Source organism: Catalinimonas alkaloidigena (assembly GCF_029504655.1).
Classification (GTDB): Bacteria; Bacteroidota; Bacteroidia; order Cytophagales; family Cyclobacteriaceae; genus Catalinimonas; species Catalinimonas alkaloidigena.
The window spans coordinates 6,014,313-6,030,326 of the sequence record NZ_JAQFIL010000001.1; the positions used below are offsets into that span (position 1 = coordinate 6,014,313).

Below are 16,014 nucleotides of genomic sequence, written 5' to 3' on the forward strand. Positions count from 1 at the left end.
TTACCTAGATTTTTTAACACATTTTCTTTACTATATTGGAAGGCAAAATGAATAAATAAGGAGGGTGAAAGTACTTACGCTTAGTGGTAAACTTAACCTTCATTTATTTTACACTATAGCTAATTAGTCAATTTGAGCAGTTCATTAAAAATAAAGTAAAGCGCCTGGTATCATATGCTCAAGTAGATTGATATTCTTGCAAGGGTTAGTAGAGTAGTAATATGAAGTTAAAAGAGATACAACAAATTTGCGAAACTAGAATGTTGATAGGTTTCTTAGGTGAAAAACAACAAGCGTCATGGTGGAATTCTTCTTTCTTGTCATCCTCAAGCAAAATGTTTCTTTCACATATTTTTCCAAATTCAATAGTATTAGCACAGTATAGTAGTGTTTGCAAAACAGCATCGATAGTACATGATGAGCATATTGGGATTGGTAAACACTATCATCTATATCGCCTTCCAGATTCCATTGAAAAGGCACTTTTCAAGTTTATTCAAGACAAAAGTTTTGGCGAGAATTTTTCTCAATATACAGCTAGTAAGGATTCAGCCTTTTCTCGGCTTCAAGAATTAGGTGTAGAACAGATTCAAAAAGCAGAGGGGCCTGTGGCAGTTGGTGATTACTCAGATAAGAGTTTGGGTGCTTTGATTAATATATCCAGATCTCATTATAATGATGCTCTTACAGTAGGGTATAAAACTTTTCCATATATGAGATGCTAATAATGAGTGATAAGAAAAAATTCTATACTACACAGTTACAAGCAGGACTTGGTCTAATTGAGGAAACAAAGTCTTTACTATCAATTTATGAGCCTGGGTTGACCTCTTCCCAACTACATGAAAAAGCACTTGAGTCTGGCCTCTTCCCAATGGTTTCTGCAAGACGATTAAGAAATATAATTACAGAGTGCTTTACTCCAAGATATATAAAGCCTGATTCGGCTAAATATCTCAAACCAATAAGTCAAGTATTACCAGCTTCTACCTTTAACCAATTTCTATTGGTATTCACTTCTTTAGCAAACCAAATATTATTTGATTTCATCATAGAAGTATATTGGAATAAATATTCCGGAGGACGAGATACGCTATCCACTTCTAATGCCAAGGACTTTGTCACCAATGCAGTAAATGAAGGGAAAACACAATCAGTTTGGTCTGAAACTACGATACGAAGAGTTTCTTCCTACTTGATAGGATGTTGTGCAGACTATGGCTTGCTTTCCTCAAATCGCTCATCGGAAAGGCAGATCCAATCAATTAGGCTACAGGAACACACTTTACTTTTTTTTTCTTACTGGTTTCACCTCCATGGCATGGGTGATAATAGCATTATAAATCATAGCATTTGGAAGATTTTCGGTTTGGAGCCAGGGGATGTAAGAGAGGAATTGAAACGGATTTCTAAAAAAGGCTGGCTAATTGTACAGACAGCCGGGGATGTTACAAGGATAAGCTGGAGTTTTAACAATTTAGAAGAAGTCACAAATGTCATCATTGAAAGCTGATTTTAACGAATTAATAGAACGAATAAGAGTTGGCCGCGAATTTGGTCATGCCAGTTTTGAACCAATATTTTATCTCGTTTTTGCTCCACAGCAAATCCTGGAGGTAAAGCGCCAAATGCCCGCGTGGATGGCCAAGCTTAAAAATGAGGGTTGGAAAGTAAAAAACTTCTCTATAGCATCTAAAATTGATCAGATAGTTAAAAAAGCCCCACTTCGTAAAATCTGGCTAGCTGCAGATTCAAAGTCGCCATTACATTGGGACAAAACAAATAAGGCCTTAGCCAATGCACTCAATAATGGAGCATTGCAAAAAGAACTGGAAATGGTTTTAGAGGACTTGGAAGGTGACTCACGAAATATACTTTTGGTCACTGATATAGAAGCGCTGCACCCCTATATGCGTATTGGGGCTATAGAAAGTCAGCTTCAGGGTAAATTTAGTGTGCCGACTATATTCTTTTATCCTGGTACAAGGACCGGTAAAACCAGATTAAAGTTTCTAGGATTTTATCCGGAAGACGGTAACTACAGATCAGTTCATGTTGGAGGTTAATAAAACGCAGGGATATTCTATGGAAATTAAAACTTTATTTGACTCTAGTAAAAATATCTATCGCACCATTGAGAAAGTTATTACCTATGGTGTGTCCCAAGAAACGCGACTGAAAGCGGAGATATCGGAATACGTAGTTACAGAGAGCATTGAAGAGCAATTTGAAAAACTGCTTAGTAAAATGCAGGCTGCGATGGAAGCAGGTGGAGAAAACGAGGTGGGAGTTTGGGTCTCTGGATTTTATGGATCTGGAAAAAGCTCTTTCACAAAGTACCTTGGACTTGCTTTTGACGACAACGTAAAGATTGATGGTATTCCATTCATACAACATTTACAAGACCGTCTAACGAAATCAACCACGAAGGCATTACTAAATGCTGTTGCTAAAAAGTTTCCTGCAGCCGTACTCATGCTTGATCTGGCCAGCGAACAAGTAGCAGGTTCCACCATGGAAGAGGTTTCAACTGTACTCTATTATAAAGTACTCCAATGGGCTGGTTACTCACGAAATTTAAAGGTGGCTGCGTTTGAACGAAAACTAAAAAAGGAAGAGCGTTATGAGGAATTTCTGAATATTTTTCGTGAACAGACTGATGGACAGGAATGGGATGATTATCGGAATGATGAATTAGTAGTAGACAGTCTCATCCCTGAGATTGCCCATCAAATGTATCCCACCCTATTTAAAACTTCTTCTTCTTTTACAACTGAAGCAAGTGAGGTAATTCGCTTTGAAAATGATCGAGTAGGTGAAATGCTTGAAATAGCCCGAGAAGCAACGGGTAAAGAATATATTATCTTCATCGTTGACGAAGTTGGCCAATATGTTGGGTCACGCCAAAACCTTATTCTTAACCTGGATGGCTTGGCTAAAAACCTGAAAAATATTGGAAATGGAAAGGTTTGGATTATTGGAACTGCACAGCAGACATTAACAGAAGATGATCCTAGAGCATCTCTGAATTCACCAGAACTTTACAAACTAAAGGATAGATTCCCTATTCAGATTGATCTTGAGGCAAATGATATCAAAGAGATTTGTTACACCAGGCTTTTAGGAAAATCGCCAGAAGGTGAAAACACTCTTGGAGGTCTTTTTGATAAGCATGGCCAAATGCTACGTCATAATACTAAACTCGTGGATGCCAGAGTATATGGTGCTGATTTTGACCGTAAAACTTTTATTGATCTATATCCATTTCTACCAGCGCATTTTGATATCCTGCTGCACCTTCTGGGGGCACTAGCAAAGAGTACTGGCGGAATTGGCTTGCGTTCAGCAATCAAAGTCATTCAGGATATTCTTGTTGAAGGTTCAGATGGGAATACCCCTATAGCAAATCAATCGGTTGGATGGATAGCAACAACGGTTACCCTATATGATACACTTGAAAAAGATATAAGCAGGGCCTTTCCATCTCTTCATCAATCTGTTGGTAAAGTAAAAATACGTTTTCCTGACAAGCCCTTGCATCAGGACATCGGTAAAACTGTATGTGTTCTTCAAATTCTAGGAAACCTGCCCGTTTCAATTCAAAATGTGACCAGTTTAATGCATTCTGGTATAAGTGAAAGCTCTTCATTTGATGAAGTAAAGGCAGCTATTGAAGATCTAATTAGTGACCCAATTGTACCTTTTGGAGAACAGGACGAGCAACTACGCTTTTTCAGTGAAAAACTAAACGATATAGAACAGGAACGTGCGACGATTCTATTGCGAGGTGTAGAAATTCGCCGCATTCAAAATGAAGCTTTGAGAGAAGCATATTCTCCACTCCCCAGTACACAGTTAAACGGCACACTAAATGTTCAAACTGGGCTAAAAGCTCAGGCATCCAGCGGGCTACATGTTTCTCTAGCTGGTGAACGCAATACGATACAAACCATCGTTGAGGTTATTGATCCCAAAGAATATGATATAGCCAAAGTCCGACTGACAGATGAAAGTAGGCAGAAGTCTGCTCAATACTATGTTTTCTTATTTGGACGCTCTACTCCTGAAATGGATGAGTTGACCAATGAGATTTACCGTAGCCGTGAGATTGTTGGAAAATACCGAAGTGAGCCAGACCAGGAAGTGAAAGATTACTGCAATGGTCAAATTGATCGAGCTCACCGTCTGATGAATGAGTTGGAGCGCCTCATTAAGCGCAGTTTGGTGCAGGGGTCCTTCATTTTTAGAGGTGAAGTTACTGCAGTTGAGAGCTTGAATAATGAATTAGCTGAAGCATCACGCAAACATTTAGCAGGTGTTGCCGAGCAGGTATTTGACCGATATTCTGAAGCACCTACTAGGGCAGGAACCGATCTTGCAGAGAAGTTTTTACGTCTCGGGAATCTTACAGGTGTTACGGTACAGACAGACCCTTTAAACCTCGTTCAAACCCAAGGTGGTAGACCATCAATAAATACAGACCATAAAGCTATCACCAGCATTCGGGACATAATTGAGCGCCAGGGTGCAATTGAAGGTAAAAGGCTTATTGATATTTTTACAGATGCTCCTTTCGGCTGGTCACAAGATACATTGAGATATTTAGTGGCAGCAATGTTAATAGCTGGTGAAATTAAACTAAAAGTAGCTGGTCGAGAAGTTACTGTCAACGGGCAGCAAGCTATAGATGCTTTGAAAACCAATAACAGTTTCAAAACCGTAGGCATCTCCCTTAGAGATGAGCGCCCAGGAATGGAAGTTTTGGCTAATGCAGCTGAACGACTTACTGAGCTAAGTGTAAGCGGCGACATAGTTGTTCCACTTGAGGATGAAATAAGTAAAGCTACCACCAAGCTTTTTCCACAATTACAGCATGCCTATGGGCCTTTGGCTGAAAAATTAAAGTCTTTAGGACTACCTGGTGCAGACCGCCTGGAAACACTGAGCCAGGATATTAAAGATATTCTTTTTAATGACGCATCTGATGCTGCACAACGGTTGGGTGGAGAGGATTCTGTTCTTTATGCTAATTTAAAATGGGCATCTGAACTTAGACAATCATTGGAATATGGCCTGGAGGATACACTTCGCCAACTGCAAAAGCACAGAAGTGAAATAGATACCTTTCCAAATAGCGGTACGCCAGGTGTGTTAAAAAATGAATTAGCTGATGAATTGGGACAGCTCAAAGAGCGCTTATCCCGACCTGACTTTTTCAATTACAGTACTGACTTTGCATCATCTCTTACCCACTTCAAAGCAAGGGTAAGAGATGCTGTAATAGAAATGTCTGAGGAACAGCAAAATCGGATCAAAGATGGGGAACAAGAATTAGTCCGTATTGATGAATGGAAGGAACTTACTGCTCAGGAACAAAATGAGCTATTGGCTGATGTGGAAGCATTGGCAAGTGATGCTACTGAAGACCTGTCCGGACTTAGGGAGCTAGTGAATCAAGATTATGCTATTCAAAGCCAATTACAAGATCTGAAGGTACGAGTGCAGCGAATCGGTCACCAACGCTTGCAAGAAAAACTCAAAGAGGAACAAGAAAAAGCGAAAAAAGAAGGAAAGAAAATAGCTCGCCACTTAAATTCTCAAAAAAGGATTACCAAGCTAGAAGATCTTGATGAATTGATACGTGAGCTTCAGCAGATACGTGGCGAACTGCAATACGCTAATGAATTTGAAGTGACTTTCGACATTAGAGAAAATAAAACGGAGGAAGCTTAATATGGCATTTGATCAAAGTACTCGTAACCGTCTTCAAAAATTTGTTTCCGAATCAAGGTCTATTCTAACCGAGGAGTTTACCCGACAGTTGCAGGCAACTTATGGAATGGACCCCAAAAATGGAAGTATTGCCGATATAGATACTTTAAAATTCCTAGATAATCAGGGTAGAGAGACTGCTACCATTCTCCAAGAGACGGTGGCTCACTATATGGCTTCCATCTCTGGAAAATCCGAGAAGGAAAGAACCAAACAAGCTTTAGAACGCATCGTCAGGGAACAGGCATTTACGGTGCTCAATCGTCTGTGTGCTTTGCGGATGGCCGAAGCCCGAGGCTTTTTAATAGAATCTATTACCAAAGGCTACAATTCAAAAGGCTTTCAACTTTATCATAGAGTTGCAGGCACTTCATTGGGTGAAACCGGTACTGCTTACAGCCAATTTCTTTTTAGTTTATTTGATGAGTTTAGCCTTGACCTGGCGGTACTTTTTGACCGCCATAGTTCGCAGGGACGACTTTTCCCGCGTGAAACCGCATTGCTTTCCCTACTTGAGCAGATCAACCATTATGAGATTGAGCAGCTCTGGGCTGAGGATGAAACGATCGGTTGGATATACCAATACTTTAATTCTCAAGAGGAACGCAAAAAAATGCGGGCAGAATCTCAGACACCCCGCAACAGCCGGGAACTGGCAGTGCGTAATCAATTTTTTACACCCCGCTATGTCGTAGAGTTTCTTACAGATAACACCCTGGCGCGAATCTGGTACGAGATGACTCAGGGAAAGACCGGCCTAATGGACACCTGCCGTTACCTGGTGCGGAGACCAAACGAAATATTTTTAATTGAGGATGAAACCGCTCCTGAAGACGATACAGAAGTAAATGAAAGCCTATCTCAGGAAGAGTTATTAAAGCAGCCGGTGTATATTCCCTTTCGGGCATTAAAGGATCCACGAGAAATTCGCATGCTTGACCCTGCCTGCGGATCTATGCATTTTGGGCTGTATGCCTTTGATCTTTTTGAAAAAATTTATGAAGAGGCCTGGCAACTAGAAACAGAACTAGGAGCTGATGCTTTTAAACGTCCCATAGCAATGGAGTCTCTACAAACTTCTTTTACGAGTTTTGAAGTATTTCAAAAAGCTATTCCAAAACTGATCATTGAGCATAATATACATGGGGTGGATATTGACCCCCGTGCGGTGCAAATAGCCGGTCTCTCCCTTTGGCAAAGGGCGCAACGAGCTTGGCATCAATTGGGCATTAAACCTAACGAGAGGCCGACCATCAAAAAATCTCATATCGTATGCGCGGAACCCATGCCCGGGGAGAAGGAAATGCTGCGAGAGTTTACCGCTAAATTAGACCCTCCCATTCTAGGACAGTTTGTAGAAGCTATTTTTGAAAAAATGGAACTAGCAGGTGAAGCGGGAACGCTTCTGAAGATTGAGGAGGAAATAGCAACCACTATCAGTAAAGCAAAAGAAGAATTTAATAAGGAAATCTTGCGCCAAAAGCAGGAACAGGGGTACTTGCCCGGTATGGCACCTCCTAGACAAGCACGCCTCTTTGACTTTGATGATTTGACCGATGATACCGGCTTCTGGGATACCGCAGAAGAGCGTATTTTGAAGGCTTTGCGTGATTATGCTGACCAGGCGGAATCTGGTGATGGTCAAAAAAGACTTTTTGCAGAAGATACAGTTAAAGGATTTGCTTTTATTGACCTGTGCCAGAAGAGGTTTGATGTGATAATAATGAACCCTCCGTTTGCAGAGGCAAGTATGAGAACAGAGAAATACATAGATCAACATTATTCCAAACCGTCATCTAGAGCTGTCTATGCTCCTTTTATTCTTAGAGCATCAAATATGTTAAATTATACAGGCAAAGTAGGCGCCCTATCTGCTAGAGGAGCCTATTTTCTAAGTACATATGATAGTTGGCGTAAAAATATCTTAAAACATAATAAGGTATCTTATTTTATAGATCTTGGATTTGGAGTTTTTGAAGGTCCAGTTGTAGAAACAGCTGCTTTAGTACTTACTAGAAATATTCTTTCAGAGGAAACCGATACTATTTTTATTAAGCTTTTAGATATTACTGAAAGAGAGCCTATACTAACTTCCTCAATTAATTTTAATTCGAAAAATAGAATATTTATAAAAAATACTAATGATTTTAAGCTAATTCCAACTGCTCCATTCGCATATTGGTACCCAAATGATTTCTTTAAATTTTTCAAAAACTGGAAAAGCTTAAAATCACAATCATTTACTGCATGTCAAGGAATGTCTACAACCGATGATTTCCGGTATTTGAGGTTAAATCAAGAAACAACCAACGATGAAGATATAGGGGATTTTCCAGTAATTGCAAAGGGGGGGGAATATGCTACTTATTATTCTAATTTAGATATGCGAGTAAACTGGACCGAGGATGGAAAAGAATTGAGAGCGAACAAAAAGTCTGTATTAAGAAACTACAGATACTATTTTAACCCTGGAATTACATGGACTGAAGGTACAACATCTTGTTTTTCTGCTAGGTTTCTCCCACCAGGCTCAGCAATTAGCGGTTCGGGTCAAGGGATTTATTGCCTGATAGATGACGAAAATCAAGAGCTAATTTTTGGTTTATTGGCTTACCTAAATTCTAGACTTGCTCATGCCTTTATTGAGGCAATGGTTAGCTCTGGAGACTTTTCTCAAGCAGGTGGAGTAGTTAGACACTATACAACAGATCTTATTGGTAGAATTCCAATTCCAGATAATTCAAGTTTGAAGCTGCTTGCGAAGAGCGGAATGAAGATTTTTGATATTCAACGAAAAATATCAAATCTACATTCTTTAGAAGGATGGGATCTCGATAAGGTACTTAAGGATATTGTAAGTTCTTCTTTAGAGTCATTATGTCAGAATAATTGGAAGAAAATTGGCTTTCTTGCTGGAGAAGCGATATGTGAAGTTAATAAAATTGATCAGCTTATTGCTGATATTTCTGCTATAGACTTACCTTGGCTTGATACATTGTCAGGCCCCCTTTTGTCTTGTGAAAAAGAAGGCAACAATGATACCTACATATTACAAGCATTATGTTTGTCTGACAAGGAACTTGCAGATCAAGTTTTTACACAATTACCACTACGTCGGATAAAGAAACTTGGATTTTATATAAATAGAAGGCTCGAGAATATTGCCTTGTTAACTGGTTCTTCAATAGCGGAAATAAGTAAACATTTACACCTAGACTCAAACAACCCTATCTCTAGGCAAAATTACTCTTACATATTAATTACAGAGTTAATTACAGGCTCTAATGAAAAAATTAATTGTGGAGTTATAGGTGAATCCGATAACAATAGTTGCACGATATCAAACATTGTTAAAAATAGAATAGCAAATTTTGAAGGAGATTCAGAGCAATTAGAAAAATATTTAGTTGAGCCTTTTGGGTGTGAATTTTTTTCGCAGATATTCAAAAATGTCGATAAATACTTTTCTTTTCATTTCGCAAAAAGCTCTGCAAATCGTAGATATGCACCTACATTGCTTCCTCTTCAAACACCATCTGACTCCTACACCTTGTGGGTATATTACCACCGCTTAACCGAACAAACTCTTTATACCTGCGTCAATGATTTTGTAGAACCTAAGCTGAAAACGGTTACTGAAGAACTTAGTAACCTTCGCAACAAATCTCCCCGCAGCAGTGCTGAAGAAAAGGAACTGGCCAAGCTCATTGATCTGGAGTCAGAACTCAAAGATTTCCGAGATGAATTGCTACGCATTACCAAGTTTTGGAAGCCAAACTTGAATGATGGGGTGCAAATTACCGCAGCCCCCTTATGGAAACTGTTCCAACACAAGCAGTGGCAGAAAAAGCTGAAAGAAACCTGGGAAAAATTAGAAGATGGGGAATACGATTGGGCCCATCTTGCCTGTAGCATATGGCCGGAGCGGGTACTGCGCAAATGTCATCAAGACCGCAGCTTTGCCATCGCCCATGATGTGGAAGACGATTTCTGGGAAGAGGTGGAAGTACCAATAATCCGTCGGGGAAAAGATACGGGAGAAACAAAATTTGAATGGCAGCCCAAAAACCTGTCAGAAAATGAATTGCGTGATTTGATTCAGCAAAAATTAGTGGATTTAGTATAATGGATATCAAGTCATTTATCAAAAAAGAAGTATTAACGCCACGGCTACAGAAAAAACAAGTGCTGGTCGTATATGATCCGGATCACCGCTATCGTGATCTTTGTCTGGAAATGGCAGATGAAAAAAGGGTAATCGTAGATGCAAGTGAATCCAGTATCACCAGCCGGGAAGAGGCCATGAATGCTCTCAATGCCCTAGGTCGGAATGAAATAGAACAACTGCTTGTCTACGTACCTAAAGCGAAGCCTATAGAAGAGGAAGAGAAGCAAAAAGATCCTTTCGCTATCTATCTGGTATGTGGAGCAGTTTTTCCCGATGGGGATGGTGACAGCTATCTAAGCTTATGTTTAAAAGCGAAACCAGATTATCCAACACAGGTAAGAGCTGTTTTTGAAGAGAATGTAAGTCCTGAGTTTGCGGTAGTAGATGCTATCGGTGGCGGGCTTAGCTGGCCCAACTTAAGGGCTTTACTCCGGGTAGAATCTACCAGGGACATTTTATTTGCTCTACTTTGCCCCAATGAGAAACAACAAAAGGCTCTTAAAGAAAACGAAAGCTGGGTTTCAGAAGCGAAAGAACTTCTAAAGATAAGTATCGGACTTGGCCTGAAAACAAGAGGAAAAACATGGTCCTCTATCGCAGACGAGCTCTGGCGTTTCGTCCTGTTCAGTGAGTTTGTCTTTGATTTACCCCAGGACTTACCGAATAGCCTAGTTGAAGTGCCTCATGCTAGTGATGCTGCCAGGCCACTTATTGAAGATATTTGCGAGCGACTCCGAAGTGATAGACGTACCCAAAATAACTATATCCAAAGGGCAGAGTCTGTAGAAGTTGAGCTGAATCTGGCAGATGTCTGCAAAGATATGAAAGATCTAGGGGTACGAGATACATTTCCTTTTGAGGAGCGAACCTTTTTACGGCAGGCCATTTCGTTTCTGCTGGAGGATAAGGTTGATCAAACACGCGAGATACTTGCTCGGCATGCGGAGTCCGTATGGACTGGGAAAGGTGAAAGTCAAGTACAATGGGATTTCCTACATTCCTCCTTAGTATTAATAGAAAGCTGTCAGGATAATGAGCGTGCACTGAGCAACAGAGCTCGTTCTATGGAAGAGTTGATTGACTTTTATGTTGGTCATTTGAGAGAGGTAGACCAACGACATCGAGAGTTTGAGCAGTCTGTAAGCAATTATGTCTGGCAGGATGTTCAAGGGCTGATGACTCCTGTGCAGGAATATGTTAGAAAGCAGTATGGGAAACTGATTGAGAAAGTTCAATTTATCTTTACTAAGCATTTTCAGCAAACCGGATGGCCAATAACTGGCCGAATGGCAAATGTGGAGGTTTTTGATAAGATAGTTGCCCCAAAGCTTGAAATCAGCGGGAATAAGGTAGCATTTATCATGGTAGATGCTTTACGCTATGAATTGGGAGTTGCCTTAGAAAAGCAACTATCTGAGGATGCAAAGACAGAAATTACTCCTACACTTGTCCAATTACCAGGCATCACTCCAGTGGGAATGGCAAGTCTACTTCCTGGAGCATCATCAGATTTTCGTCTGACAAAAAAAGATTCAGGTTTTGTACCCCAAGTTAATGGTCAGATTGTGGGTAATGTGACACAGCGGATGGAGGTGATTCGGAAAAAATATGGGAATCGTTTTCAGGAAGGTCGTCTAGAAGAGTTTGTCCGTAAGCGCTTTGATATCAGTCCTGATACTGATCTGCTGGTTTTACGGTCCGTAGAAATTGACTCCCACTTTGAAAACAACCCAGATACTGCACCTGCCGAAATTACGAATGCTCTTAAACGTATTCGTGTAGCAATACATAAATTAAAAGGGGCTGGATTTGCTGAAGTAGTCATTGCTACGGACCATGGTTTTTTCATGAATACCCATGCTGGACCAGGAGATACTTGTTCAAAGCTTTCCGGTGAATGGATCAATATTCATGAGCGCTCCTTATTGGGAGACGGTCCATCTGACTCAAAGCATTTCTATTTGAGTGCTGAGGAGGCTGGAATAAATTGCGACTTCAAAAATTTTGCTGGCCCGCTAAGTCTTGCGTCTTATAAAAGTGGTTTACTTTATTATCATGGAGGATGCTCACTCCAAGAATGTATTTTACCTGTGATCCAATTGCATTTAAATGACGATGGTTCTCCAGATGTGAGCGATGTGAAAATTGAGCTATCTTATAAAAACGGTGCTAAGCGAATTACGACCAGGCTTCCAGTGATAGAAGTATCTGCACATTCACAAAACTTGTTCTCGGTAGATAAAGACTTTGAGATTCTATTAGAAGCGTACGACAAAAAAGGGAATGTTATAGGAGAAGCGAAGGCAGGGGGTGTTGTCAATCCTGCAACTGGGACAATTATCCTAAAACCAGGTAGTAAGGAAAAAGTAACGCTCAAGATGAGTATGGAATTTGAAGGAAAGTTCAAGATTAAAGCCCTCAACCCTACAACTATGTCGACCTACGATCAACTCGAACTAGAAACGGATTATACAGTGTAGCTATGGATGCATTAGATCAAAAATTAACTACAGCTTTTGATGGTAAAGTTGTTCGTAAAGACCTGCTTCATCGCATTAAAAAGGGTACTAACGTTCCTACTTTTGTGCTTGAATTTCTGCTGGCTCGGTATTGTGCAAGTGATGATGCAGCTGAGATTCAAGCGGGGCTTGAGGCAGTCCTGGATACATTGAATGATAATTATGTGCGTCCCAATGAGGCGAACAAAGCTCAGTCAAAAGTTGCGACCAAAGGCAAATACCGTTTTATTGACAAGGTCCATGTCAATTATGTGGAAAAAGACCGCCGCCATTGGGCTGCTTTAGAAAATTTTGATTCTAGAAAGGTTGCTATTAGCGAAAAGTTCTATCGCGATCATGACCGATTGTTACAAGGAGGTCTATGGGCTGAGGTCACAATAGCCTTTAATGAAATCGAGGATGATGATTATGCGTTTTACATTGAAGATTTGAGACCGATTCAGCTTAGCCGTTTTGATTTTGACAGATATTGTGAAGGAAGAGCTGAGTTTAGCCGAAACGAATGGATGGATATTATTTTACGGTCAGTTGGATTAGAGCCTACGCTTCTTTCACACCGCTTAAAGCTTCACTTCATCGCGCGATTATTTACACTGGTAGAACCCAACTTCAATTTTATTGAGCTAGGCCCTCGTGGTACTGGAAAATCATACTTTTTTAGTGAATTTTCACCATATTCGACACTTATTAGCGGGGGTCAAGCCACTAAAGCAACCTTGTTTTACAATAACCAACGGAAAAAGATTGGACTTGTAGGTTTCTGGGATACAGTTGCTTTTGACGAAGTTGGTGGAATCAAGGTGAAAGACCAGGATACCATCCAGATCATGAAAGATTTCATGGCGAATGGAAGGTTCTCCAGAGGAGTTGAGGTAATAGCAGACGCTTCTATGGCTTTTGTTGGTAACCTTGATTTATCTGTAGAACAGATCGTCAATTCTGAGGTTTACGATCTTTTCCAGCCTCTTCCAAAGGAATTTGATTTGGCAGTGATGGACCGCTTTGCCCTTTATCTCCCTGGCTGGGAGATGCCTAAGAATAGCAGTGAGTATTTGACAAAGAATTATGGTTTTATCACTGACTATTTGGCTGAGGCATTTCATTATCAATTAAAGCATACCAATCGTTATGAAGAGGTTAGTAAACGTATCCAACTGGGGGCTTCTGTTGAAGGACGTGATGAGAAGGGGATCAAAAAAGCAGTAGCCGCTTTCTTAAAAATTCTTCATCCTGCAGGAATGGCATCAGATGAAGAATTTGAAGAATATGTTGCCTATGCAGTAGAATGCAGACGCCGCGTCAAAGAGCAGATGAATAAGAGAAAGTCAGATGATGAGTTTGCAAAAATTGACTTATCATATTTTAATAAAGCTGGTGAAGAGGTAAAAATTTACTGCCCTGAATCAAAATCTGCTGGAGCTACGCAATCCCCTATTCGGAAAAATATACATGATGAATCACAGGTAGTTGAAAATAAGGTTGAGAAAAAAGAAGTACAACGAGAAACTGTTAGTGCTATTGAAAACGAAGTTGAATTTGTACCGGAACAAGTAGAAAACGAACTAGAGGAAGTCCAAGAGCTAAAAGAACAGCACTATACTATACATTACGGAGCTACGGGATATAGTTATGAATCTATAATATCGCCTTATCTGGTCGGTGCTAAAGCGGTAGAAATTGAAGATCCCTATATACGAGTAACACATCAAATTCAAAACTTTGTACGTTTCTGCGAGGCTATTATTAAAACGACTTCAATACGGAAGATTACGCTCTGTACCACTTATGATGACCAAACCGATATGAAAGAGCTTTCTGAACGTCTTACAGATGTAAAGCAAAGCTTACTAGAATTGGATATTGAGTTGGACATTAAGATTAATGAACATCTCCATGACAGAGAGATCCGAATAGATAACGGCTGGACAATCAAAATTGGCCGAGGTTTAGATTTTTACCAAAAGCCTGACACTTGGTATAGCATAGGAAATTACGATTTAAACTTGAGGAAGTGCTTAGAAACAAAAGTGGATATTTTTTATAGAGAATAACCTATCTGCAAATTCTATAACATTAAACTATTACAATTATGGAAGTAAACTTTTGGAAACTCTCTCAAGGAAAGGATTTCTTTAAAGCGGGTGATATTTTGGACTCTATCAGTAATGGTATCGTTTATGTGCATAAAGACACCAAAGCTAAGGGCAGGTCAATTACCCCTCAGGCAAAGAATTTTGTAGAAGCGCCTGTAGGTGACTATTTTTATCTCACCCATGGTAACTACGGCATATATTGTTTAGGCCAGTTTACTGGTCCAGCAAATCTATTTTCTGCCAAGGGGGAGGGCTGGTTGGACCGTCCCTTTCGGTACATCAAATCCAGTTTAGAAATAAATTACTATGAAGGTAGACAAAAGCATTGGACCCCGAATGATAACAGTACCTTCATAAAAGTACCAGCAGCAGAGATATCCCTTTTTGAAGAGTATATTCTTCAGCCTCATTTTGATTTTAAACTGGCTGATTTCGGCCTATAAATTCCTATTTTATTTTTTAACATATTTAAAACAACACTAAACTACTTTTAAGTTTATCCTTCCCTTTTTACTGCCCTGAACCCAAGCTCGTATTTAACAGCTATTTGTAATTGCCAGTAAACGCCAACCAACTTTTTGTAAATTATCCGCTTGCAAGAATTTAAATAATATACCATATTAAACTCCCCCAATCCACAATACCTAATTTCACCTCCGTTACCTTGTCCCCTTAAAAAAAGGGAATGCCAGAATTGGAAGTCTTTTCAGGGGTACAAGCAAACGCTAAACCCGAAATAGAAGCGATGATCCGCAGGAAAGATGCTGCGGGAGCCCCATATAGTGAAGAAGAAAAAACGCTGCTAAGAACATATGAAGGTGCCGGTGGCATTTCTGATGCTGAGGATGAATATGCAGGGGCAGCAGATGAGTTTTATACACCGGATTTCCTTATTAAAATCATGTGGGATCTGGCCAAACACTATGGCTTTCCGGATAACGGTAAGACACTTGAGCCCTCATGTGGTACAGGGAGAATATTTGACCATGCACCGGATCAGGCAAAATTGTATGGTTTAGAAATTAACCCCATCTCCTTTAGGATTGCCCAAATATTGCACCCCAAAGCAACCCTTTACAACCAGTACTTTGAAACCCTGTTCCTGGAAGCACCTCGTTATACTACTAAGGCAAGTAACCCCTGGATCGGAACCGACTTTGATCTGATCATTGGAAATCCTCCATATGGTACTCATTTAGGGCCGTATGCAAGTTACTTCAACACTAAACCCAGGCATCACACCATTGAGAATTTCTTCCTGTACTACGGTCTAAAACTGCTAAAAGAAGGTGGCCTTATCGTATTCCTGACTTCTTCCAACTTCCTGCGCAATGGAGATAAGTATAAGGAGATCAAACAAGCTATGGGTAAGGTAGCAGATTTGGTGGATGCTTACCGATTACCGGCAGTATTTAGAAATTCCAGCGTACCCACTGACATTCTAGTGCTTAAAAAACTATAG

General features: G+C 40.1%; 9 protein-coding genes. All 9 read left to right on the top strand.

Going from position 1 to position 16,014, the window contains the following annotated elements; genetic code table 11:
* Positions 1-221 precede the first annotated feature (221 nt).
* The 9 genes from OKW21_RS24345 to OKW21_RS24385 all read left to right on the top strand — a co-directional run bounded on the left by OKW21_RS24345 (position 222) and on the right by OKW21_RS24385 (position 16,014).
* Positions 222-725 carry a BrxE family protein gene (locus OKW21_RS24345; protein WP_277484611.1) on the top strand — a complete coding sequence of 168 codons (504 nt, stop codon included), beginning with the start codon at positions 222-224 and terminating at the stop codon, positions 723-725.
* Positions 726-727: 2 nt separating this feature from the next.
* Positions 728-1,513, top strand: a complete 786-nt coding sequence (locus OKW21_RS24350) for a BrxA family protein (RefSeq protein WP_277484614.1) — start codon at positions 728-730, stop codon at positions 1,511-1,513.
* Positions 1,494-2,066 (top strand): BREX protein BrxB domain-containing protein, encoded by a 573-nt coding sequence (locus tag OKW21_RS24355; RefSeq protein WP_277484616.1) that lies wholly within the window; start codon positions 1,494-1,496, stop codon positions 2,064-2,066. The genes OKW21_RS24350 and OKW21_RS24355 overlap by 20 nt, the downstream gene beginning before the upstream one ends.
* 19 nt (positions 2,067-2,085) lie before the next feature.
* Positions 2,086-5,733: a BREX system P-loop protein BrxC gene (gene brxC, locus OKW21_RS24360; protein WP_277484618.1), complete on the top strand. Its 3,648-nt coding sequence runs from the start codon at positions 2,086-2,088 to the stop codon at positions 5,731-5,733.
* 1 nt (position 5,734) lies between these two features.
* On the top strand, positions 5,735-9,898 hold the full coding sequence (pglX, locus tag OKW21_RS24365; protein WP_277484620.1) for a BREX-1 system adenine-specific DNA-methyltransferase PglX: 4,164 nt from the start codon (positions 5,735-5,737) through the stop codon (positions 9,896-9,898).
* A complete protein-coding gene (locus OKW21_RS24370) occupies positions 9,898-12,420 on the top strand; it encodes a PglZ domain-containing protein (RefSeq protein ID WP_277484623.1) in 2,523 nt (840 codons plus the stop codon). Before pglX ends, OKW21_RS24370 begins: the two co-directional genes overlap by 1 nt.
* Before the next feature lie 2 nt (positions 12,421-12,422).
* Complete coding sequence (gene brxL / locus OKW21_RS24375) at positions 12,423-14,510, top strand: BREX system Lon protease-like protein BrxL (protein ID WP_277484626.1); 2,088 nt, start codon at positions 12,423-12,425, stop codon at positions 14,508-14,510.
* A gap of 38 nt (positions 14,511-14,548) precedes the next feature.
* Positions 14,549-14,995: a hypothetical protein gene (locus OKW21_RS24380; RefSeq protein WP_277484630.1), complete on the top strand. Its 447-nt coding sequence runs from the start codon at positions 14,549-14,551 to the stop codon at positions 14,993-14,995.
* A gap of 242 nt (positions 14,996-15,237) precedes the next feature.
* On the top strand, positions 15,238-16,014 hold the full coding sequence (locus OKW21_RS24385; protein WP_277484632.1) for an HsdM family class I SAM-dependent methyltransferase: 777 nt from the start codon (positions 15,238-15,240) through the stop codon (positions 16,012-16,014).